At 39.0% G+C, this 21,586-nt stretch carries 24 protein-coding genes and 2 other annotated features; of the genes, 23 read left to right on the top strand and 1 reads right to left on the bottom strand.

Annotated elements, in window-relative coordinates; translation table 11 throughout:
* Window positions 1–73 precede the first annotated feature (73 nt).
* Window positions 74–318: a binding site (T-box leader), on the top strand.
* An 82-nt stretch (window positions 319–400) separates the two neighbouring features.
* The 23 genes from LAV82_RS05100 (at window position 401) to pheA (ending at window position 21,006) form a co-directional block, all read left to right on the top strand.
* Complete coding sequence (locus LAV82_RS05100; protein ID WP_211077246.1) at window positions 401–3,043, top strand: valine--tRNA ligase; 2,643 nt, start codon at window positions 401–403, stop codon at window positions 3,041–3,043.
* Window positions 3,044–3,139: 96 nt separating this feature from the next.
* A complete protein-coding gene (locus tag LAV82_RS05095) occupies window positions 3,140–4,438 on the top strand; it encodes a bifunctional folylpolyglutamate synthase/dihydrofolate synthase (protein ID WP_499715704.1) in 1,299 nt (432 codons plus the stop codon).
* Window positions 4,439–4,594: 156 nt separating this feature from the next.
* Window positions 4,595–5,152, top strand: coding sequence for a DUF420 domain-containing protein (locus LAV82_RS05090; RefSeq protein ID WP_013059351.1), 558 nt, complete (start codon window positions 4,595–4,597; stop codon window positions 5,150–5,152).
* Between the two features lie 185 nt (window positions 5,153–5,337).
* Window positions 5,338–5,532 (top strand): hypothetical protein, encoded by a 195-nt coding sequence (locus tag LAV82_RS05085; protein ID WP_013059350.1) that lies wholly within the window; start codon window positions 5,338–5,340, stop codon window positions 5,530–5,532.
* Window positions 5,529–6,320, top strand: coding sequence for a prepilin peptidase (locus tag LAV82_RS05080; RefSeq protein WP_499715703.1), 792 nt, complete (start codon window positions 5,529–5,531; stop codon window positions 6,318–6,320). The genes LAV82_RS05085 and LAV82_RS05080 overlap by 4 nt, the downstream gene beginning before the upstream one ends.
* An 83-nt stretch (window positions 6,321–6,403) precedes the next feature.
* Window positions 6,404–7,477 carry an SPOR domain-containing protein gene (locus tag LAV82_RS05075; RefSeq protein ID WP_211077248.1) on the top strand — a complete coding sequence of 358 codons (1,074 nt, stop codon included), beginning with the start codon at window positions 6,404–6,406 and terminating at the stop codon, window positions 7,475–7,477.
* A gap of 110 nt (window positions 7,478–7,587) precedes the next feature.
* Complete coding sequence (locus tag LAV82_RS05070; protein ID WP_013059347.1) at window positions 7,588–8,157, top strand: Maf family protein; 570 nt, start codon at window positions 7,588–7,590, stop codon at window positions 8,155–8,157.
* Window positions 8,158–8,172: 15 nt separating this feature from the next.
* Window positions 8,173–8,859, top strand: coding sequence for a RadC family protein (gene radC, locus LAV82_RS05065; protein WP_211077249.1), 687 nt, complete (start codon window positions 8,173–8,175; stop codon window positions 8,857–8,859).
* A 229-nt stretch (window positions 8,860–9,088) separates the two neighbouring features.
* The gene (locus tag LAV82_RS05060) at window positions 9,089–10,114 is read left to right on the top strand and encodes a rod shape-determining protein (RefSeq protein ID WP_013059345.1); all 1,026 of its coding nucleotides are present in this window, start codon (window positions 9,089–9,091) and stop codon (window positions 10,112–10,114) included.
* A 19-nt stretch (window positions 10,115–10,133) separates the two neighbouring features.
* Window positions 10,134–11,015 carry a rod shape-determining protein MreC gene (gene mreC / locus LAV82_RS05055; protein WP_013059344.1) on the top strand — a complete coding sequence of 294 codons (882 nt, stop codon included), beginning with the start codon at window positions 10,134–10,136 and terminating at the stop codon, window positions 11,013–11,015.
* Window positions 11,015–11,533, top strand: a complete 519-nt coding sequence (mreD, locus tag LAV82_RS05050; RefSeq protein ID WP_013059343.1) for a rod shape-determining protein MreD — start codon at window positions 11,015–11,017, stop codon at window positions 11,531–11,533. Before mreC ends, mreD begins: the two co-directional genes overlap by 1 nt.
* Window positions 11,534–11,649: 116 nt before the next feature.
* The gene (gene minC, locus LAV82_RS05045) at window positions 11,650–12,333 is read left to right on the top strand and encodes a septum site-determining protein MinC (RefSeq protein ID WP_211077250.1); all 684 of its coding nucleotides are present in this window, start codon (window positions 11,650–11,652) and stop codon (window positions 12,331–12,333) included.
* A 2-nt stretch (window positions 12,334–12,335) separates the two neighbouring features.
* On the top strand, window positions 12,336–13,136 hold the full coding sequence (minD, locus tag LAV82_RS05040; RefSeq protein WP_013059341.1) for a septum site-determining protein MinD: 801 nt from the start codon (window positions 12,336–12,338) through the stop codon (window positions 13,134–13,136).
* Window positions 13,137–13,256: 120 nt separating this feature from the next.
* A complete protein-coding gene (locus tag LAV82_RS05035) occupies window positions 13,257–14,039 on the top strand; it encodes a M23 family metallopeptidase (RefSeq protein WP_211077251.1) in 783 nt (260 codons plus the stop codon).
* The gene (locus LAV82_RS05030; RefSeq protein ID WP_053487751.1) at window positions 14,032–14,898 is read left to right on the top strand and encodes a M50 family metallopeptidase; all 867 of its coding nucleotides are present in this window, start codon (window positions 14,032–14,034) and stop codon (window positions 14,896–14,898) included. The genes LAV82_RS05035 and LAV82_RS05030 overlap by 8 nt, the downstream gene beginning before the upstream one ends.
* A gap of 83 nt (window positions 14,899–14,981) precedes the next feature.
* Complete coding sequence (locus LAV82_RS05025) at window positions 14,982–16,451, top strand: Rne/Rng family ribonuclease (protein ID WP_211077252.1); 1,470 nt, start codon at window positions 14,982–14,984, stop codon at window positions 16,449–16,451.
* 78 nt (window positions 16,452–16,529) lie between these two features.
* Window positions 16,530–16,601: a sequence feature (ribosomal protein L21 leader region), on the top strand.
* Between the two features lie 14 nt (window positions 16,602–16,615).
* Window positions 16,616–16,924: a 50S ribosomal protein L21 gene (gene rplU / locus LAV82_RS05020; RefSeq protein WP_013059337.1), complete on the top strand. Its 309-nt coding sequence runs from the start codon at window positions 16,616–16,618 to the stop codon at window positions 16,922–16,924.
* 9 nt (window positions 16,925–16,933) lie between these two features.
* Window positions 16,934–17,266, top strand: a complete 333-nt coding sequence (locus LAV82_RS05015; RefSeq protein ID WP_013059336.1) for a ribosomal-processing cysteine protease Prp — start codon at window positions 16,934–16,936, stop codon at window positions 17,264–17,266.
* Between the two features lie 16 nt (window positions 17,267–17,282).
* Window positions 17,283–17,576: a 50S ribosomal protein L27 gene (rpmA, locus tag LAV82_RS05010; protein WP_013059335.1), complete on the top strand. Its 294-nt coding sequence runs from the start codon at window positions 17,283–17,285 to the stop codon at window positions 17,574–17,576.
* Window positions 17,577–17,747: 171 nt separating this feature from the next.
* Window positions 17,748–18,284: a Spo0B C-terminal domain-containing protein gene (locus tag LAV82_RS05005; protein WP_029320103.1), complete on the top strand. Its 537-nt coding sequence runs from the start codon at window positions 17,748–17,750 to the stop codon at window positions 18,282–18,284.
* Between the two features lie 51 nt (window positions 18,285–18,335).
* Entirely contained in the window at window positions 18,336–19,622 is a 1,287-nt protein-coding gene (obgE, locus tag LAV82_RS05000) for a GTPase ObgE (protein WP_013059333.1), read from the top strand.
* A gap of 33 nt (window positions 19,623–19,655) precedes the next feature.
* Complete coding sequence (gene thrR / locus LAV82_RS04995; protein WP_013059332.1) at window positions 19,656–20,105, top strand: transcriptional regulator ThrR; 450 nt, start codon at window positions 19,656–19,658, stop codon at window positions 20,103–20,105.
* A gap of 28 nt (window positions 20,106–20,133) precedes the next feature.
* Window positions 20,134–21,006 (top strand): prephenate dehydratase, encoded by an 873-nt coding sequence (pheA, locus tag LAV82_RS04990; RefSeq protein WP_013059331.1) that lies wholly within the window; start codon window positions 20,134–20,136, stop codon window positions 21,004–21,006.
* 29 nt (window positions 21,007–21,035) lie between these two features.
* On the opposite strand, the gene LAV82_RS04985 is transcribed toward pheA, so the two are convergent.
* Window positions 21,036–21,581 carry a transcription repressor NadR gene (locus LAV82_RS04985; protein WP_013059330.1) on the bottom strand — a complete coding sequence of 182 codons (546 nt, stop codon included), beginning with the start codon at window positions 21,579–21,581 and terminating at the stop codon, window positions 21,036–21,038.
* Between the last annotated feature and the right edge of the window lie 5 nt (window positions 21,582–21,586).

Raw genomic sequence — 21,586 nt, 5'->3', positions numbered from 1 at the left:
ATCATAAAAAAATGGAGAAGATTATTGACGATTCAACATTTTTTCATATAGTATAATTAAGAGAAATTCATACATAAATACAGTGAATAGGAAGAGTACGGGATGTTCGTCTTTCAGAGAGAGAAATCAGTTGCTGTGAGATTTCTTAAGAATGTGCACTCGGAATGTCGCCTATGAGTAGCTTTTTTGAACAGCTGCATAGCTCAGTAGAAAAAGCCGGTTAATCAACCGTTATGAAATGAAGTGTATAGGCTTATCAAACGGGATACGTCTATAAAAAAAGGTGGTACCGCGAAATCAACTCCTTTCGTCCTTTTATTAGGAAAGGAGTTTTTTTATGTTTATAAAAGCTTTACACAGTTTCTAAAGACTGAAACTTTATATTATGGAGGTATACATTATGTCTGAAAAAGAAGTGACTCTTCCAACGAAGTATGATCCAAAAGCCGTTGAAGAAAATCGTTATCAGTATTGGTTAGACGGGAAGTTTTTTGAAGCAACAAATGACCCTGAAAAAGAGCCATATACAATTGTAATTCCACCCCCAAACGTAACGGGCAAGCTGCATTTAGGCCACGCTTGGGATACAACGTTACAAGACATCTTAACGCGTATGAAGCGCATGCAAGGCTATGACGTTTTATGGCTTCCTGGCATGGACCATGCGGGGATTGCAACGCAGGCAAAAGTAGAAGAAAAGCTTCGCAGCGAAGGGAAAAGCCGCTACGATCTAGGCCGCGAAAATTTTGTAGCCGAAACGTGGAAATGGAAAGAAGAATATGCAAGCTTTATTCGCCAGCAGTGGTCGAAGCTAGGACTTGGCTTAGACTATTCACGCGAGCGCTTCACGCTTGATGAAGGCCTTTCTAAAGCAGTGCGCGAAGTATTCGTAACGCTTTACAAAAAAGGGTTAATCTATCGCGGAGAATATATTATTAACTGGGATCCAGCTACAAAAACAGCTCTTTCAGACATCGAGGTTATTTACAAAGATGTACAAGGTGCGTTTTATCATATGCGCTATCCGTTGGCAGATGGTTCTGGACATATTGAAATCGCAACAACTCGTCCTGAAACAATGCTAGGAGATACGGCTGTAGCTGTTCACCCTGAAGATGATCGCTATAAGCACTTAATTGGCAAAAAGGTTGTCCTTCCGATTGTAGGGCGTGAAATTCCAATCGTAGGCGATGATTATGTAGATATGGAATTCGGTTCTGGTGCGGTGAAAATCACGCCTGCTCATGACCCGAACGATTTTGAAATTGGAAACCGCCATAATTTAGAGCGTATTTTAGTGATGAATCAAGACGGTACGATGAACGACAAAGCAGGTAAATATGAAGGAATGGATCGTTTTGCTTGCCGTAAGCAAATTGTTAAAGACCTTCAAGAAGACGGTGTATTGTTCAACATTGAAGACCACATGCATTCAGTAGGTCACAGTGAACGAAGCGGTGCCGTTGTTGAACCTTATTTATCAACTCAGTGGTTTGTAAAAATGCAGCCGTTAGCAGATAAAGCAGTAGATCTTCAAAAACAAGAAGAAAAAGTAAACTTTGTGCCTGATCGTTTTGAAAAGACATACTTACACTGGATGGAAAATATTCGCGACTGGTGTATTTCGCGTCAGCTTTGGTGGGGACATCGCATTCCAGCTTGGTATCATAAAGAAACTGGAGAAGTATACGTAGATCATGAGGCTCCAGCAGATATCGAAAACTGGGAACAAGATTCAGATGTATTAGACACATGGTTCAGTTCAGCGCTATGGCCATTCTCAACAATGGGCTGGCCCGATGTGGATGCAGCTGATTTCAAACGCTACTACCCAACAAATGTGCTTGTAACAGGCTACGATATTATTTTCTTCTGGGTATCTCGTATGATTTTCCAAGGTCTTGAATTTACGGGTAAACGTCCGTTTGACGATGTACTCATTCACGGTCTTGTACGAGATGCTGAAGGTCGTAAAATGAGTAAATCACTTGGTAACGGTGTAGATCCAATGGAAGTAATCGAGAAATACGGTGCAGATTCTCTTCGCTACTTCTTATCTACAGGAAGCTCACCAGGACAAGATTTACGCTTCAGCTTTGAAAAAGTCGAAGCGACATGGAACTTTGCAAATAAAATTTGGAATGCTTCTCGTTTTGCATTAATGAACATGGACGGCATCACATTTGAAGAGCTTGATTTATCAGGCGAAAAGTCTGTTGCTGATAAATGGATTTTAACGCGCTTAAATGAAACGATTGAGCACGTAACAAAATTAGCTGACAAATATGAATTCGGTGAAGTTGGACGTATTCTCTATAACTTTATTTGGGATGATTTCTGCGATTGGTACATTGAAATGGCTAAACTTCCTCTTTACGGAGAAGATGAAGCAGCTAAAAAGACAACTCGCTCAATTTTAGCTTATGTACTTGATAATACAATGCGACTTTTACATCCATTCATGCCGTTTATTACCGAAGAAATTTGGCAAAGCTTGCCGCATGAAGGCGAATCAATTACAGTAGCTAAATGGCCGGAAGTACGCCCTGAGCTTTCTGATAAAGAAGCTGCTAACGATATGCGTTTACTTGTAGATATTATCCGCGCTGTTCGTAACATTCGTGCTGAAGTGAACACGCCGATGAGCAAACAAGTAAAATTATTTATCAAAGCTAAAGGTGAAAATATTCAAAGCCAGCTCGAAAAGAACCGTGCGTATGTAGAACGTTTCTGTAATCCAAGTGAGCTTGTGATTTCAACAGATGTTTCATTAGATGAAAAAGCGATGACTGCTGTTGTAACAGGCGCAGAATTAATTTTACCTCTTGAAGGTTTAATTAATATCGAAGAAGAAATCGCGCGTTTAGAAAAAGAATACGACAAGTTAAACAAAGAAGTAGAACGTGTACAAAAGAAATTAAACAACCAAGGTTTTATTGCAAAAGCGCCTGCTAAAGTAGTAGAAGAAGAGCGTGCAAAAGAGCAGGATTATGTTGAAAAACGCGAAGCTGTTCAGTCTCGTATTGCTGAATTACGCGGATAATCAATGGGTTAATGAACCAACAGAAAAAGCGTGGCTTGTATAGCGACGCTTTTTCTTTACATAATAATAGCGATGGAAAAGAAAGGTGAATAAAAGATGATAACGACATATGAAGAAGCGCTTGATTGGATTCATAACAGGCTTCGCTTTGGAATCAAGCCGGGGTTAGAACGAATGGAATGGATGCTAGAGCAGCTTGATTTTCCGCAGCAAAATTTAAATGCTATTCATGTTGCTGGTACGAACGGTAAAGGTTCTACCGTTTCTTATTTGCGAAACATGTTAGAAGAAGCAGGGTATAAAGTTGGAACCTTTACTTCTCCTTATATCGAAACATTTAATGAACGGATCAGCGTGAATGGAAAGCCTATTTCAAATGAAGCAATGACCGCTCTTGTTCAGGAAATAAAGCCTGTTGTGGAGCGACTAGAACATACAAATTTAGGATCAGCAACGGAATTTGAAGTGATTACAGTCATGGCTTTTCTTTATTTCGGCTATCATGAGTCAGTTGACTATGCTGTGTTTGAAACAGGTCTTGGAGGACGATATGACTCAACAAACGTTGTGAATCCTATGGTGAGTATTATTACAAACATTGGATTTGATCACATGGCAATACTAGGAGATACGGTAGAAGAAATTGCAGCAGAAAAAGCGGGGATTATTAAAAAAGAAGTCCCTATTATTACCGGTGCAGAGCAAGTAAAGGCGCTTGATGTCATTACTGAAGAAGCAAAGTCAAAGCAGGCTTCGTTATTTGTGTTAGGAAAAGATTTTGACATTAAAAACTATGAGCCCTTAGCAAATGGGGAAGGCTTTGCGTTAAAAACGCCGTATGGCACATTTGAACATTTAGAATTAAATATGCTTGGCTATCATCAAGTAAAAAATGCAGCTTTGGCTGTCATGGCCGTTTGTTATTTAAAAGAAAAGAAAAAGCTTTCTATCTCCAAGGAGCAAATGATAAAAGGGGTTCAGCATACAAAGTGGAACGGCCGCTTTGAGATAGTAAATGAGCATCCTTTAACGATTATTGATGGGGCTCATAATGCAGAAGGCATTGATAGCTTGTTATCTACTTTACGCCTTCATTATGAAGATCGAAGCATTCATTTAGTTTTCAGCTGTTTAAATGATAAAAGCGCTGATCGAATGGTCCAAGAACTTGAAACAATCGCTGCAAGTATTACATTTACGTCGTTTGACTTTCCTCGTGCTCGCCCAGCTCAAGAGCTTTATGAGATGAGTACTCATCATAATAAGCATATGGACGAGGAGTGGAAAAAAGCAATTGCTTACGTAAAAGAAAAGGCGACAGGTGAACAAGACATGGTCGTGATTACAGGGTCTCTGTATTTTATATCAGAAGTGCGGGCTTTTCTTCTAAAATGAGCAAAAGCAGCAAGTGAAATCTTGCTGCTTTTAACATAATGTGAGGAAGGGATACGGATAATAAGGAAGCACTAAGTTCAAAGTATTGTCACTTTCACCCCTTAGGTAAGTGATATATAATAAACATGTACATCACTAAATAAGGAGATTGTTAACATGAGTAAGAATAATGAAAAAATTGTACCGAAAAGTAATAAAAACTTTACTGGTATTATTCTTACCTTTTCAGTGATAGCGAATGTTATTATTTTACTGCTATTCTTTTCGAATATTGGCTATCAAGGAAAAGTAAGTTTTGATTTGACTATCTTTCCACGGTTAAATGCTATTTTGAATAGTTTTACGTTTATTTTTTTAGTTGCAGCGTTGATTTCAATTTTCAGGAAAAATATTAATGCTCATAAAGGTTTTATTTTAGCAGCATTCACTTCCACACTGCTCTTTTTAGTTTCATATTTAACGTTCCATTACATTTCCACAGAAACAGCTACGTTTGGTGGAGAAGGAATCGTTCGTCCCATTTACTTCTTTATTTTGATCACACACAGTTTCCTAGCAGCGATTATTGTTCCGCTGGCACTGTTTGCACTTGTGTGGGGCTGGACAATGCAAGTTGAAAAACACAAAAAAATTGTGCGATGGACAATGCCAATCTGGCTTTATGTAAGTCTTACAGGTGTAATTGTCTACTTATTTATGGCTCCTTACTATTAAAAGACGTCTGCTTTTGCAGACGTTTTTTTATGTTGTTTTTGTTTTTTAGTGGTATAATCCTTATTACCTATAAAAAGTGTGTTTTAAGGAAGGAGGCATACAGAATATGACTTTTATGGGTATTATGATTCAGTTTATTAACGAAGGTGCTGTTTGATACTAATCCATAAAGGAGAGATATTGAAATGGATAAACTGTCAACGAGGAATAAAGGAATTTCTCTAATGAAAGTGATCATACTGGTTATCGTAATAGGTCTTCTAGCAGCTTTTCTCATTCCGTTTATTGGCAGCTATTTAAGGGAACGAGATACATTCCTTCACTCAAAAGAAAACCTACAATTAGTAAGCAGCAGGCCTGAGATGGAAGAAATAGTATGAGTTTAATTTACCTCTATGCATTTGTTTCAGGTATCACGTTAGGTTCATTTTATAACGTAGCAGGACTTAGAATACCTCAGAAAAAATCTATTTTATCTCCAAGATCTCATTGCCCACACTGTTTATACGTTCTTTCTCCACAACAATTAATTCCCATAGTCTCCTACATTAAAAATGCAGGAAAATGTAGTATGTGTCGCAAAAAAATTTCCTTCATCTACCCATTCATAGAATTTTCGACAGGAAGTTTATTTGTATATGCTTTTTTTAGATTGAATATGACGTTAGAACTGATTGTCATATTAACCTTTGTTTCTTTTTTAACAATTATAGTTGTCTCAGACATAGCCTATATGATTGTCCCAAATAAGGTGCTGCTTTTCTTTTTGCCTATCTTTCTACTTGAGCGTCTTTTCATTCCATTAAATTCGTGGAGTGATTCCTTAATGGGAGGAGGAATCGCATTTTTTCTCCTCTTTCTAATCGCATTTCTCAGCAGAGGAGGGCTTGGAGAAGGAGATATTAAATTGTATGCTTTGATTGGTATTGTGCTTGGAGTAAAGCTTGTTTTGCTATCGCTTTTTTTAGCTATATTAATAGGCGGAACCGTTAGTATAGGAGCGTTATTAATGAAAAAGGCAAAGGTAGGTGTACCAATTCCTTTCGTTCCATTTATTTTTATAGGCACAATCGCTGCTTATTTTCATGGAAACGAATTGATAGATTGGTATGTTAGCAACTATTTTTTATTGAGCTTCAAGTCTTCGACAAATTTAAAATTTCTGTAACTAAATAGCGAAAACCTTTTGTAACAAGACGACAAATGTCTTGTTATTTTTTTTTTCTTCTATGATAGCATGGAAAAAAGTGTATGTTTTATGTCGGTTTACCTCAGCTTGCAACCGGTACTAAGACTACGTTAACTAAAGGCGGTGGGGCAGTGGACAAGCAGGAACGAAAAATTTCAATTAAAATCAACGGTCAATCCAAGGAAGAACAAGCGCCAGAAAAAGACGAGTTTACGTGGGTTCTTCCGGAACCGGGATCCACAGATTCTCATGTGGAAGAAAATAAAGTGGTGTTTATTGAAGATGTAAGAAATGAAAAAAAGAAAAAGCCGCGATTACATCCTAAAAATGTTTCGATTAAAACGGTAAACGGCGGTGTGATCAAACGAACAGCTGTGATTGTACTGCTAGCAGTCGGAATAGGCAGCGGCATCGGTATGGTTGGTGTGAAAATGATGACAGGAAGCGAACAGCCTGTAAGCAAAGCACAAACAAGTGAGCAAACGAAAGAAGAAAAAGCTTCTCAAACAGTGTCTACCACTGAAAGTGTTGGTGAAGCTGAAAAGAAAAGCGAACAGGAATCGAAGGGGACATCAGCTGCTGCTTCTACTTTAGAACCTTTTTCCTTTTACATTGTTCAAGCAGGTGCTTTTTCATCAAAAACTGCTGCAAATAAAGCAATGGATAAATGGAAAGAAGAGAACGAAGCAGGCGAGATCTTTTCACCTAAAACCTATTCTCTTGTCGTTGGTGCTGCCACTGGAGAAGAAAAAGCGAACGCACTTAGTAAAACGTATAAACAACAAGGTAAAGATGTATATGTAAAGTCTTATGAAATTAAGCCCACTAGCGAATTAGGGAAAAAAGATCAAACGGTTATAACAACAGCGCAGCCGTTTATGGCTAATCTCTTAGATCAATCTGCTAAAGCGATTGAAGGACAGCGGGTAGCCGATATCAAATCTCTGAAAAAAGAGCTGACAAAAGTTCAGAAAGAAGCGTCAAATGAAGACATTAAAACCATGGTGAGCACCCTTCAAAAAGCTGCTGCTTCTCTTTCTTCATATGAAGACAATAAAAGCAGTAAAGATGCTTGGCTTGCTCAGCGATACGTGTTAAAAGCTCTTCAGCAGTATGAAAGCCTTGTAACGTCTTAACAAGTGAGGTAGTGCAATGCTGCCTCACTTGTTTATTGTCTTTTGGAGATGAAATTGCTAAAATAACGGTGTGTCCTTCTTTTTTAAATCAAAATGCAAAGGTGAGATGTATGAAACAAACATTAATTTTAGCCTCAGGCTCTCCTCGTCGAAAAGAATTACTTCAGCAGCTTCACATTCCCTTTACCGTTCACGTTAGTACAATTGAAGAAATCGTCAATCCATCATACACTCCGTCCGAGGTAGTAATGGATTTAGCTAGGCAAAAAGCAGTGGACGTTGCTTCGCATCATAAAGAGGATATTGTCCTAGGTGCCGATACAGTTGTCGTATATGGCAATCGTATTTTAGGAAAGCCAAAAACGAAACAAGAAGCGATTGAAACACTTACGATGCTGTCAGGTCAAAAACATCAGGTATTAACTGGAGTAGCGTTCGTATCAAATGCAAAAGTTCATACGTTTTATGAACAAACAGATGTAGAGTTTTGGCCGATTGAACAAGATGAAATCGTACAGTACGTAGAGTCAGGAGAGCCTATGGATAAGGCGGGTTCTTATGGAATTCAAGGTCTCGGTGCTGCGCTAGTTAAAAAAATTGAAGGAGACTATTTCTCCGTGGTGGGCTTGCCGCTCTCCCGAACAATACGTGAGCTAAAACAATACGGTTTCGTTTACTAAAAAGGAGTGGCGAAATTGGATCAATCATTGTTAATTAAAGATTTCCCTCAAGATGAAAGACCTCGAGAGCGCCTTGTGTCAATGGGTGCTTCTAGTCTTTCTAACCACGAGCTTATTGCTATTTTGCTGCGCACTGGAACTAAAGATGAATCTGTTCTTCAGCTGTCCAATCGCATATTAACGCATTTTGAAGGTCTTCAACTTTTGCAGCATGCATCGCTTGATGAAATGATGAATATTAAAGGTATCGGATCTGCAAAAGCAATTCAAATTATAGCGGCTATTGAAATAGGTAAGAGGATTGTACAGCGGAAATCTAGTCAGCGATATACCATTCATGGCCCTGAAGACGGAGCTAATTATGTGATGGAAGAAATGCGCGTGCTGTCTCAAGAGCATTTCGTCTGTTTATACCTCAACACGAAAAATCAAGTTCTCCACAAGCAAACCATTTTTATCGGAAGCCTCAATTCATCTATTGTCCATCCAAGAGAAGTATTTAAAGAAGCCTTTCGTCGTTCAGCTGCATCCCTTATTTGTATTCATAATCATCCCTCCGGCGACCCTACTCCCAGCAGAGAAGATATAGAGGTAACGAAGCGCTTAAAAGAGTGCGGATTTATCATAGGAATTGAATTGTTAGATCATTTAATTATCGGAGATCGAAAATATATTAGTTTAAAAGAAAAAGGATACATGTAAGGCTATGCTTTTTAAAATCCTTGGGTTATAATAGTAGTCATGATTTTAAATGACAAGTTCTTTACAATCATTCGTTATTAATAGACAAAGTATGACTTTTTATCATACAATATTTGGCGTTGACATCTATGAAAAAAGTATAGAAAATAAAAAATGTTACTTATGAAATGAAGAAATTGAATTATGGAATTTTTACCTTTGCATTTTGGTAAGAGAAAGGAAGAGACACATGTTTGGAATCGGTACTAGAGACCTTGGAATAGATTTGGGTACTGCAAATACGCTCGTTTATGTAAAAGGAAAAGGAATTGTTGTGCGTGAGCCGTCTGTTGTGGCTTTGCAAACTGATACAAAACAAATCGTTGCGGTAGGTAACGATGCAAAAAATATGATTGGTCGTACACCTGGGAACGTAGTAGCCCTTCGTCCAATGAAAGATGGAGTTATTGCAGATTACGAAACAACTGCGACGATGATGAAATATTACATCAATCAAGCTCAAAAAACAAAAAGTTTGTTTGCGGGTAAGCCGTATGTAATGGTTTGTGTACCTTCTGGCATTACAGCTGTTGAGAAACGTGCCGTTATTGATGCGACTCGTCAGGCTGGCGCGCGTGATGCGTATACAATTGAAGAACCGTTTGCTGCAGCAATCGGCGCCAATCTACCGGTTTGGGAGCCAACGGGAAGTATGGTAGTAGATATTGGCGGAGGAACAACAGAAGTTGCGATTATTTCTTTAGGAGGAATCGTAACATGTCAGTCAATCCGTATCGCTGGGGACGAGATGGATGAAGCGATTATTCAATATATTCGCAAGAATTACAATTTAATGATCGGTGAGCGTACGTCAGAAGCATTAAAAGTAGAAGTCGGTTCTGCCGGAATTCCAGAAGGTATTGAAAACATGGAAATTCGCGGACGTGACTTACTAACAGGTCTACCGAAAACAATCGAAATTTCAGCAGAAGAAATTGCAGAAGCGCTAAAAGATACAGTGGCTTCTATTGTAGATTCAGTAAAAAGTACATTAGAAAAAACACCACCTGAACTTGCGGCGGATATTATGGATCGCGGTATTGTATTAACAGGCGGTGGCGCATTGCTACGTAATTTAGATAAAGTTATTAGTGAGGAAACAAATATGCCGGTTGTCATCGCAGAAGATCCGCTTGACTGTGTTGCAATTGGAACTGGTAAAGCGTTAGAACACATTGATTTATTTAAAAATCGTACAAGCGATTCATATCGCTAAATATTAAGAGGTGTAGATCGTGCCACAATTTTTCTTAAATAAACGTTTAGTTATTTTATTAGTCAGTATTATTGTATTAGTGGCATTGATTGGTTTTTCGTTAAATGGTCGTAAAAATGTAACGTGGCCTGAACAGTTTGTCAAAGATACGGTTGGTCTTGTTCAGGCTACCTTTAATGAACCCGCACAATTTGTAGCGGGTTTCTTTCAGAATGTAGGTGACTTAAAGCGTACATACGAAGAAAACGAGGTATTAAAAGCCCGTTTAGACGAACGCATGCAATTAGAAACGAAAGCCAACGCTTTGCAGCAAGAAAATAAAAAATTAAGAGCACAGCTCGACAAAAAAACGGATTTAAGTCAATACAACCCAATCGAAGCAACAGTTATTGCTCGTAATCCAGACCGTTGGCATGAGGTAATTGCCATTGATAAAGGGACGGTTCATAATGTGCAGGAAAATATGGCTGTTATGACTCCTGAAGGGCTGATTGGTAAAGTGAAGCATGCATCTAAGTTCACATCTACTGTGCAGTTAATTAGTTCATCAGATCGTACAAACCGTGTATCTGCTAAAATTCAGGCTAAAAAAGAAGTGTTTGGTTTAATTGAAGGCTATGATGATAAAGAACAGGCGCTTGTTATGCGTCGTATTCCATTTGATGCTGATATTAAAGAAAAGCAAAAAGTAGTAACGTCTGGTCTAGGACAAGAAGACGGTATTTTCCCTAGCAATCTTCCAATTGGCGTTATCACAAAAATTGAGCCTGATGAATATGGATTAACGAAAAAAGCTTATATCAAACCTGCTGCTGACTTGTATGACTTAGATAACGTAGTTGTAGCTAAAAGAAGTGCGCCCGCTGCTGAAGACGATTTAGGGGCGGAGGAGGCTAACTGATGAAGCGGTTTGTCCTTCCTATTCTCGTGCTTGTCGTTTTTATGTTTGAAAGTATCTTTGTTAATTTTGTCGCCATGGCATCACCATGGCGAGACTGGATTCTATCGCCTCATTTTGTTGTAGTGGTACTGGCTTTTATGTCAGTGTATTATCACCCAAAGCAAGCGATGCTATATGGGGTAATCCTTGGATTCATGTACGATATTGCCTTTACGGATGTCTTAGGAGTATACGCGCTTGGATTGCCGGCCGTATGCTATATCGTATCAAAACTAATGAAGATTTTTCAGCAAAATACGCTTATCGTAATCTGCATGTCGCTATTAGCTGTAGCCATTATTGAGTTTTATGTATATGGAATTAATAGCATTATTAATATATCTGATATGACCATTGGTCGCTTCTTGCAAGAGCGATTTTACGCAACCATCATTTTAAATGCCATATTTGCACTCATTTTTGCATTTCCGCTTCAAAGATGTTTTCAATATTTCGCTAAATTTATCGATGAACGCTGATCGGAACATATATTACGCTTCTCGTTCATGATAGGATAAAAATGCTGATTGAAGAAACGAAAAAAAGGAATTGAGTAAGTCTCTGTCGAAATTATATATTCGTTGAGGTGAGCGTCTTGAATAAACAAAAGCAACAAAATGTGACAATTAAAGGAACAAAAGATGGATTAACGTTGCATCTCAATGATACATGTTCATTTGCAGAGCTTTTGACGGAACTTAAGACGAAGCTTTTGACAAATAAGCATGGCGATGCCGATCAGATCGTCACAGTGTATGTCAAAATCGGAAATCGTTATTTAACTACAGAGCAGGAAACCGAATTGAAGGCGCTCATAGAAGAAAATCAGTATTTAGTAGTTAAACAAATTGATAGTAACGTTATTTTAAAGCAAGATGCAGTCCGAGTAAGAGAAGAAAGTGAATTAGTATCTGTTACAAAGGTAGTTCGTTCAGGACAGGTTCTCCATGTAGAAGGCGATTTGCTTCTAGTCGGAGACGTAAATCCCGGAGGAACCATTGTAGCTGGAGGAAATTTATTTGTATTAGGTGCTTTAAAAGGAATTGCTCATGCAGGATATCGAGGCAATAAAAACGCCGTTATTGCTGCATCGTTAATGAAACCTTCACAGCTGCGCATTGCTGATATCATTACCCGATCAGAAGAAGAGCGCAGTGAGAAGGAAGAGAATATAATGGAATGTGCATACTTAGATGATAATGATCAAATGGTGATAGATCGCGTGCAAACTTTACCGCATCTAAGACCGAATTTGACCAGGGTAGAAAGGAGAATTTGACAGTGGGAGAGGCTATTGTTGTTACGTCTGGTAAAGGTGGAGTTGGAAAAACAACGACATCAGCCAATTTAGGTACTGCTCTAGCATTAGCTGGAAAGCGCGTGTGTCTAGTAGACACTGATATCGGCTTACGCAACTTGGATGTTGTAATGGGGCTTGAAAATCGTATTATTTATGATCTTGTAGACGTGGTAGAAGGTCGATGCCAACCGCAAAAAGCCTTGATTAAGGACAAGCGTTTTGAATGTTTGTACTTACTTCCTGCTGCTCAAACGAGTGACAAAACAGCTGTTCAACCAGAACAAATGAGAGAGTTAGTTCTTCAGTTAAAGCAAGACTATGACTATGTGGTTATTGATTGCCCAGCTGGTATTGAACAAGGCTATAAGAATGCCGTAGCTGGCGCTGATAAGGCACTCGTTGTGACAACACCGGAAGTTTCAGCTGTTCGTGATGCTGACCGTATTATTGGATTATTGGAGCAAGAGGATATCGAGTCTCCAAAACTGGTTATTAACCGAATCCGTAGTCATATGATGAAAAATGGAGACATGCTGGACGTGGAAGAAATTTCTCAGCTTCTGGCTGTTGATTTAATTGGAATCGTTGCTGACGATGAAAATGTTATTCGTGCTTCTAACAACGGTGAACCAATTGTCATGGACCCATCAAGCAAAGCATCAATTGCATATCGTAATATTGCAAGACGTATTCTAGGTGAAACGGTTCCTCTTCAATCGTTAGATGAAGAAGATAAGGGAATGTTTGCACGTATTAAACGATTCTTTGGTGTTCGTTCTTAAAAAGCTTCCGATAGAGGAAGCTTTTTTTATTTGTGTGATTTTGTAGAGTCAAGCTGTCATAAGCTCCACGGACAAGTCATATAGTTGATTATACGATAAGAACAAGGAGAATGATGAATCATGAATCGACGTGCTGATGAAATCCGTAAACGAATTGCTGAGCGTAAGCGAAAACAATTAAATACAACGAAGCGTCTTCCTCAAGAACCTCTTCATACGTCCTTAATGAGCGAAGAAGAAAAATATGGATCGATGGATTATTCTGCGGTTGAATACACACCATCAGCAGAGGAATATCACCCGTTATTTCGAAAAGAACGCTTTTTATTTAAAATCTTAGCTTCAGCCTGCTTAGTGTTAATTGTAGGGATTATGTTCAAGAACGCTTCTCCTACTTTTGAACAGGCCAGAGTGGTGGTTCAACAAACAATGGATAAAGAATTTCAGTTTGCAGCTGTTTCCTCCTGGTACGAAGATAAGTTTGGGAAGCCGTTAACGCTATTGCCGAATAAAGAGTCTAGCAAAACGGAGCAAAGTGTAAGCGGAGAATATGCTACTCCAGCTTCAGGGAAAGTAACGGAAACATTTGCTCAAAGTAAGCAAGGCGTGACGGTTCAAACAGGAGTGGATTCGGTTGTAGAAGCAATGAGTGAAGGTATCGTAAGGTATGTAGGAAAACGTGATGATACTGGGAATACCGTTATTATTCAACATGCCGATGGAACCGAAACTTGGTATGGACAGCTCAAAAAAATCAATGTTAGTATGTATGATTTTGTAAATAAAGGCAAAGAAGTAGGAATTGTGGAAAACAGTAAAAAAGGCGATGCTGGAACATTCTATTTTGCTATTAAAAAAGGCGATAAGTTTGTGGATCCTAGTCAGGTGATTCAATTTGAATAGTGCTTTTTCGTTATTGATGAAAATTCACATTCATCCATTGTTTTGGGGGGTTTTCGTAATTGGTATCTTAACGGCTACGGTAAAGCAGCTTTTTTTGTTATTTATTATTGTAATTATTCATGAACTGGGCCACGCCGTAGCGGCTCAGTGTTTTTCTTGGCGGATTCGCAGAATTATGCTCTTACCTTTTGGGGGAGTAGCAGAAGTAGATGAACATGGGAATCGTCCATTTCGAGAAGAGTTTATTGTGACAATAAGTGGACCTCTTCAGCATCTCTGGATGTTTGGAGCTGCTTTCTTATTAATGAAAATAAATGTGTTGTCTTTGGAAACGTATGAGCAATTTATGTTTCAATGCACGGTGATTTTACTGTTTAATCTTTTGCCCATTTGGCCATTGGACGGAGGGAAGCTGCTTTTTTTAATTTGCAGTCGGTCTTTACCATTTTTAGAAGCGCATAAGCTCGCGCTCCGGTTATCAACGTTTTTTTTAGCTGTCGGTATTATTTACGCCGTCATTATGTATCCTTTTCAGCTGCACTTATGGATTGTTATTTCATTTTTAATTATATCCGGATATTTGGAATGGAAGAGCAGGCAATTTGTCTACATGCGCTTTTTGTTGGAGAGATATCATGGCAAAGAGCATCCAATTGGAGCGTTAAAAACGTTAAGTGTATCAACCAGTGAGACGCTCCATCAAGTTCTGCAAAAATTCCAAAGAGGTTGTAAGCATATGATTATTGCTACATCTCAAACAGGCGAGCATGTACAGATTGATGAAAATGAACTTTTACACGCTTACTTTGTAGAAAAAAGAACAAATAGCCAACTAGACGAACTTGTAACAGTTTACTGATTTCTAGTAACATAGAATAGAATGAAAAAAGTTAGGTTGCACTGACCGAACTTTTTCCTATGAATTTAGATTAAAGTGAGGCAATGTATGTGAAGGCATGTATTATTAACGCGGCTACTTCTTCAAAACGTATAGCCGTGATAAACGATAAAGCACTAGAAAAAATCTATTTAGAAGAACAAAGCGAGAATCAAATTATTGGTGATATATATTGGGGTAAAGTAGTAAAAGTACTGCCGCATATGCAAGCAGCCTTTATCGATATCGGTTTATCAATGAACGGATTTATTCATCGAAATGAACTTGTATCCTATCAGCAGTCAGAGAATCCTCACAAAGATCAGCAGCCGATGTCTGCTTTTATTCGTGAAGGAGAAAAAGTATTGGTTCAAGTTGTAAAAGAAGGCATTGGGACAAAAGGGCCCAAGCTGACGGGTATCATTGAATTTTCTTCTGATGAGCTTGTATATTTACCGCACGGAAACTATGTCGCTGTATCCAAAAAAATAGCTGAGCCAAAACGACAACAGTGGAAACAGCTTGGTGAGCGGTTAAAACAGGGGATGGAAGGCTTTTTATTTCGAACAGCGATTGCAGAAAAATCAGAAGCCGCGGTCCAACATAAAATAAAAGAGCTACAGAAAAAATATGAGCGCCTTGAACGACAGACACAGGGAATGAAAGCTCCTGCCCTAGTCAGCAAAGGACAAGATTTTCTCGAAACAAGAGTGCAAGCTGCACTTCAACAAGGAATTGATGGGATAGTAGTAGATGACTTCGACCTATATCAGCATCTTCAAACTACCTACTCTAACTTGTCAATAGAGTACTATAAAGGAAATGAAAATATTTTCTCTTTTTACGATCTGGAACGGCAAATAGAGAAGCTTTTAAAGCGAATCGTGTGGCTCAAAAGCGGAGGCTATATCGTTATTGACGAAACGGAAGCGATGACGGTCGTGGACGTGAACACGGGGAAGTTTTCAGGAAAAGATAATATTCGAAAGACAATGCTTCAAACAAATATGGAAGCTGCGTATGAACTGTCCAAACAGATGCAATTACGTCACTTAGGCGGCATGATCTTAATTGATTTTATAAATATGCCTCATAAAGAAGATCGGACAGAAGTAGAAAGATACATGAAAAAGCTATGTGAACAAGATGAAGTGCGGACGAATATAGTTGGCTTTACAGAGCTTGGCATATTGCAATTAACGCGGAAGAAAGTGCGCAATAGTATTGGATCAACATTAACTATGCCTTGTGAAGTATGTGAAGGAACCGGTAAAATGATTGATTCCAAAACGGCTGCTTTTCAAATTGAACGTGTAATTTGGGAACATCGCGGCGCGGAAGAAGAGGCTATTTGGATTGAGACGCGAAGTGATGTTATAAATGAAATGAAGGCTCAAGGATTTCTCAACGCTTTAGAGGAAATGGTAAAAAAAACCATATACCTTACACCAAGCGATGATTATACAAACGCATTTGTTTTGCGTCAATTGGGGTCGAATGAGCAGATCCAAAAAAGGGTCTCTGCTTCTATATAAAATTTTAGAAGAAAACATGAATTCCAATTGACACTAACCTTTGATTTGTAGTAAGATTTAATATGTTGGTTTGTAGCACCCGTGCTACAACCGCTCAGAACAGGTTTTAAGTTCACTTGAACACCTGTGATGGCGAGTCTTAGTTTTTAGAGGAGGTGCAGAGAATGTACGCAATTATTGAAACTGGTGGTAAGCAAATTAAAGTAGAGGCTGGTCAAGCAATCTACGTTGAAAAACTTGCTGGTGAACAAGGCGAAACAGTTACTTTTGACAAAGTATTATTTGTAGGTGGCGACAGCGTGAAAGTTGGTGTTCCTTTCGTAGAAGGTGCAACAGTTACGGCTAAAGTTGAAAAACAAGGTCGCGCTAAAAAGATCACTGTATTTAAATACAAAGCAAAGAAAAACTATCGTCGTAAGCAAGGTCACCGTCAACCTTACACAAAAGTTGTAATCGACGCTATCAACGCGTAATTATAACAAATGATTAAGGTGACGATTTCTCGTGATGCAAATAAGAAAGTTGACGGGTTCACGATGAGTGGACATGCTGACTTTTCCGAACACGGAAAAGATCTTGTTTGTGCGGGAGCATCTGCAGTTTCATTTGGGACAATTAATGCTATCTTTTCAATAAGTGGGGTTGAACCGCACTTAGAGCAAGGTGGAGATGGTGGGTATCTCCGTTGTGAGATTCCAAAAGATGTGGATTCGTTCACATTGGAACAGATTCAATTGCTATTAGAAGGTATGGTTGTTTCACTGAAAACGATCGAATTAGATTACAGTAATTATATAAAAATTAACGACAACTAAACAGGAGGTGGATGTCATGTTAGTAAGATTAGACCTTCAATTCTTCGCTTCTAAAAAAGGAGTAGGTAGTACTAAAAACGGTCGTGATTCAATCTCGAAACGTCTTGGTGCTAAACGTGCTGATGGCCAATTCGTATCTGGTGGTTCAATTTTATACCGTCAACGCGGTACTAAAATTTACCCAGGTGCAAACGTAGGTCGTGGTGGAGATGATACTTTATTCGCGCAAATCGACGGTATCGTTAAATTTGAACGTTTCGGTCGTGACCGTAAAAAAGTATCTGTATACCCTGTTGCTCAAGAAGCATAAGATACAAAAAGAAAACTCTAACCCAAGTAGGTTAGAGTTTTCTTTTTGTAGAATATTTCACCTATTACCCATTGGAATTTGTTATAATCGAACATATCTAAGAAGATTGATACGAGATGTTTGTCAGCGTTGTGAAATACTTATGCTCGAGTCAAAGTTAGGAGTGCTAAGATGGAAAAAGAATGGGATGTCGTAGAGGTATTAAGATACGCGCGGCATGATTGGTTAAATAAGCTGCAATTAATCAAAGGCAATCTAGCGTTGAATCGGCTTGATCGAGCGAATGAAATCATTGAAGAAATTGTAAATGAATCCAAACATGAATCCAAGTTAACAAACATCAATATGCGACTGTTTGCGGGCTTTGTTATGACCTATCATTGGAATAACCATGCTGTTCGCTTAGATGTGGAAGTGCTCGGAGAATTGAAGGATTTATCACAATACGATGAGTTCGTATACAACTGGTGTTGCTATTTGACAGAAGCACTCGAAAAATATGTTGATTATCATGCAGAAAACTATTTGAGTATTTCAGTATGCATTGAAGAACGGGGAATTCGTTTCTTTTTTGACTTTAGTGGAATACTAACAGATATACAGAAGCTACAAAACAAGCTACAATGTTATGAGTGCGCTCAAGGAGTTGCATTGGTTGAACAGCATATGTCTGAAGATGAATTTAGCCTTATGCTCACAATAAGTTAACAGCGCTTTTGCTATTGCAGGAGCTAAGATATAGAACGGAGTGAAAAAGAAATGTTTGTAGATCAGGTCAAGGTATATGTAAAAGGTGGCGACGGAGGAAATGGAATGGTTGCCTTTCGTCGCGAAAAGTACGTACCAAAAGGAGGTCCTGCAGGTGGTGACGGTGGTCACGGTGCAGATGTCATCTTTGAAGTAGAAGAAGGATTACGTACGCTGATGGATTTCCGCTATAAGCGTCACTTTAAAGCAAGCCGCGGTGAACATGGAATGTCAAAAGGACAGCACGGACGTAACGCTGAGCCGATGGTTGTAAAAGTTCCACCAGGTACGGTTGTGTTAGATGAAGATACGAACGAAACGATTGCTGATTTAGTTGAGCACGGCCAGCGCGCAGTGATTGCTAAAGGTGGACGCGGAGGGCGTGGGAATACGCGTTTTGCTACACCTGCAAATCCAGCACCGGAGCTTTCAGAAAATGGAGAGCCAGGTAAAGAGAGAAATGTAATTCTTGAATTAAAAGTATTAGCGGATGTAGGATTAGTTGGTTTCCCAAGTGTTGGAAAGTCAACGTTATTATCCGTAACGTCTGCTGCAAAGCCAAAAATTGCTGAATATCATTTTACAACAATTAATCCGAATTTAGGAGTAGTTGAAACAGAAGATAATCGCAGTTTTGTGATGGCGGATTTACCAGGGCTAATCGAAGGTGCACATGAAGGGGTAGGATTAGGTCATCAGTTTTTACGTCACATTGAACGTACCCGCGTTATTGTCCATGTAATCGATATGTCAGGTTTAGAAGGCCGTGATCCATATGAAGATTACTTAACCATTAATGAAGAGCTGCGTCAATATAATATGCGTTTAACAGAACGTCCGCAAGTAGTGGTAGCAAATAAAATGGATATCCCGCAAGCTGAAGAGAATCTAGCTGCATTCAAAGAAAAAGTAGGAGACGAAGTGAAAGTCTTTCCAATTTCTGCAGCAACACGTGATGGAATCCGCGAACTGTTATTTACAGTAGCTGATCTTGTAGAAACTACGCCGGAATTCCCAATGCAAGAAGAGGAAGATCTATCTATGCACCGCGTACTGTACAAGCATGAAAAGAAAGAAGTGGAATTTGTTATTACGCGTGATAGTGATGGCTCATACGTATTAAGCGGTGAAAAAATCGAAAAATTATTCAAGATGACTGACTTCTCACGTGAAGAATCAGTTCGTCGATTTGCGCGCCAGCTTCGAGGCATGGGCGTCGATGAAGCCCTTCGTGAACGAGGAGCAAAAGATGGCGATATTGTAAAGCTGTTTGAATATGAATTTGAATTTATTGACTAATTGTTGTTCATAGGATAAGGGGAGGGGCTTTACTTGCATAAGAGCGATAAGCAGTTTTATTTAGTTCGCGAAGATGTATTACCAGAAGCGATGAAAAAAACATTGGATGCGAAGCTGTTAATTGAACGGGGAAAAGCTGAATCGGTAGCAGATGCTGTACAAGCCGTAGACTTGAGTCGCAGTGCTTTTTATAAGTACCGCGACACGGTCTTTCCGTTTCAGACGGTTGTCAAACAGCGAATTATTTCACTATTTTTTCATATTGAAGATCGATCAGGAACTTTATCACATTTATTGAGCACCGTTGCATCATCGGGATGCAATGTGTTAACGATTCACCAAACCATCCCTTTACAAGGGCGTGCCAACGTAACTCTTTCATTAGATACAGCAAGCATGAATGTTGAATTAAATGAAATGCTGCGAAGACTGAAAAGCTTAGAGTTTGTAGATAAAGTGGACGTGCTTGGTTCAGGGGCATAATGGCAAACAGATATAGATAAGGAGAGGCATGATTGTGGGGAAAGTAGGATATTTAGGACCAAAGGCAACATTTACACATGTAGCCGTCCAAGGCGTATTTAAACAGCACGACCATATTCCATACAAAACAATTCCAGCATGCATTGATGCAGTGGATAACGGAGAAATTGAGTATGGAATTGTACCGTTAGAAAATGCACTTGAAGGATCTGTAAATTTAACACTTGATTATCTTATTCATGAACGTCGTCTGCCGATTGTTGGGGAAATTGTGCTTCCAATTCGTCAGCATTTAATGGTTCATCCATCTCGTGCAAAACAGTGGAAAAACATTGAAACGATTTATTCTCATCCTCATGCAATTGCGCAGTGTCATAAATTTTTACACGGAGAATGTACGTCAACTGCAGTAGAAGAGATGACATCAACGGCGTTTGCTGCGAAGTATGTAAGCGAACACCCTGAGCTTAATATTGGAGCTATTGCGAATGGGTTAGCAGCCCATGAATATGGATTACATATTGCCTGCCCGAACATTCATGATTATGATCATAATACAACAAGATTTGTTATTTTGCATAAAGATGGAGGGCAAGAGGTGCCATTTTTAGCTGGAAACGGGTGCAAGACAACGTTAATGATTACACTTCCATCTGATCAGGCAGGAGCGCTTCATCAAGTGCTTTCAGCCTTCTCCTGGCGTAAGCTAAATCTGTCTAAAATTGAATCCCGTCCTATGAAAACAGGGCTTGGAAACTATTTCTTTATCGTTGATATTGAACAAAAAATGGATGAAGTATTAATCCCTGGGGCTATGGCTGAACTTGAGGCACTAGGCTGTAGCGTAGAGCTTTTAGGAAGCTATCCCCATACACTACTTGAAACAGAAATCCCGCTTTAAAGCGGGATTTTTTTTGTTATAACACCTTTTTATTCATTCGAAACTAAATAGCCTTCCTCTTCAAGAGCTAAGCAGGCAGCATTCAGTTTTTCAATTGTATCTGCTTCAATCGTATGAAGGTGAATCCCATCTGTTAGCTGAGATAAATAAGTTGCGTTTGTTTCTTGAATTTTTTCTATGAACGTTTCTACTTCTTTTCGGGTTTGAATCATAACGGAAGCCGTTAATTCACCATACACAGGGTGTTCAACGGTTACATCTTTTACGAGAACGCCGTGGTCAACAAGCAGGAGAAGCTCCTTTTCAGCATCTTCTGGCGTATGCTGACAGGCAATAATTCGCTGATGCACGGTAGTTTGAGATGGATTTTGAATATAAATATATCCTTGGCTTGTTGCGATAATGGGCTCATTTTTAGCTTTAAGCAGTGAAATATCTTGTACAATGACTTGGCGGCTAACGTTTGTTCGTTTCGAAAGCTCACTGCCTGTCATTGGTTTATTCTCTGTTTGTAACCATTGTAGAATAAGTTCTCTTCTTTCTTCTCCAAGAATTTTCTTTTGAGTTCCTGGCACCTTTA

Origin of the sequence: Bacillus sp. ILBB4 (assembly GCF_035064545.1) — a bacterium.
GTDB lineage: Bacteria > Bacillota > Bacilli > Bacillales > Bacillaceae_H > Priestia.
Note: the sequence above shows the minus strand (reverse complement) of the source record. Positions and strands in the feature narration are given on the sequence as shown.

Bases quoted from the DNA above. Each gene is read 5' to 3' on its own strand.
- LAV82_RS05100 (WP_211077246.1), top strand. From the start codon at position 401: ATGTCTGAAAAAGAAGTGACTCTTCCAACGAAGTATGATCCAAAAGCC.
- LAV82_RS05095 (WP_499715704.1), top strand. From the start codon at position 3,140: ATGATAACGACATATGAAGAAGCGCTTGATTGGATTCATAACAGGCTT.
- LAV82_RS05090 (WP_013059351.1), top strand. From the start codon at position 4,595: ATGAGTAAGAATAATGAAAAAATTGTACCGAAAAGTAATAAAAACTTT.
- LAV82_RS05085 (WP_013059350.1), top strand. From the start codon at position 5,338: ATGGATAAACTGTCAACGAGGAATAAAGGAATTTCTCTAATGAAAGTG.
- LAV82_RS05080 (WP_499715703.1), top strand. From the start codon at position 5,529: ATGAGTTTAATTTACCTCTATGCATTTGTTTCAGGTATCACGTTAGGT.
- LAV82_RS05075 (WP_211077248.1), top strand. From the start codon at position 6,404: ATGTTTTATGTCGGTTTACCTCAGCTTGCAACCGGTACTAAGACTACG.
- LAV82_RS05070 (WP_013059347.1), top strand. From the start codon at position 7,588: ATGAAACAAACATTAATTTTAGCCTCAGGCTCTCCTCGTCGAAAAGAA.
- LAV82_RS05060 (WP_013059345.1), top strand. From the start codon at position 9,089: ATGTTTGGAATCGGTACTAGAGACCTTGGAATAGATTTGGGTACTGCA.
- mreD (WP_013059343.1), top strand. From the start codon at position 11,015: ATGAAGCGGTTTGTCCTTCCTATTCTCGTGCTTGTCGTTTTTATGTTT.
- LAV82_RS05035 (WP_211077251.1), top strand. From the start codon at position 13,257: ATGAATCGACGTGCTGATGAAATCCGTAAACGAATTGCTGAGCGTAAG.
- LAV82_RS05025 (WP_211077252.1), top strand. From the start codon at position 14,982: ATGTATGTGAAGGCATGTATTATTAACGCGGCTACTTCTTCAAAACGT.
- rplU (WP_013059337.1), top strand. From the start codon at position 16,616: ATGTACGCAATTATTGAAACTGGTGGTAAGCAAATTAAAGTAGAGGCT.
- LAV82_RS05015 (WP_013059336.1), top strand. From the start codon at position 16,934: ATGATTAAGGTGACGATTTCTCGTGATGCAAATAAGAAAGTTGACGGG.
- rpmA (WP_013059335.1), top strand. From the start codon at position 17,283: ATGTTAGTAAGATTAGACCTTCAATTCTTCGCTTCTAAAAAAGGAGTA.
- LAV82_RS05005 (WP_029320103.1), top strand. From the start codon at position 17,748: ATGGAAAAAGAATGGGATGTCGTAGAGGTATTAAGATACGCGCGGCAT.
- obgE (WP_013059333.1), top strand. From the start codon at position 18,336: ATGTTTGTAGATCAGGTCAAGGTATATGTAAAAGGTGGCGACGGAGGA.
- pheA (WP_013059331.1), top strand. From the start codon at position 20,134: ATGATTGTGGGGAAAGTAGGATATTTAGGACCAAAGGCAACATTTACA.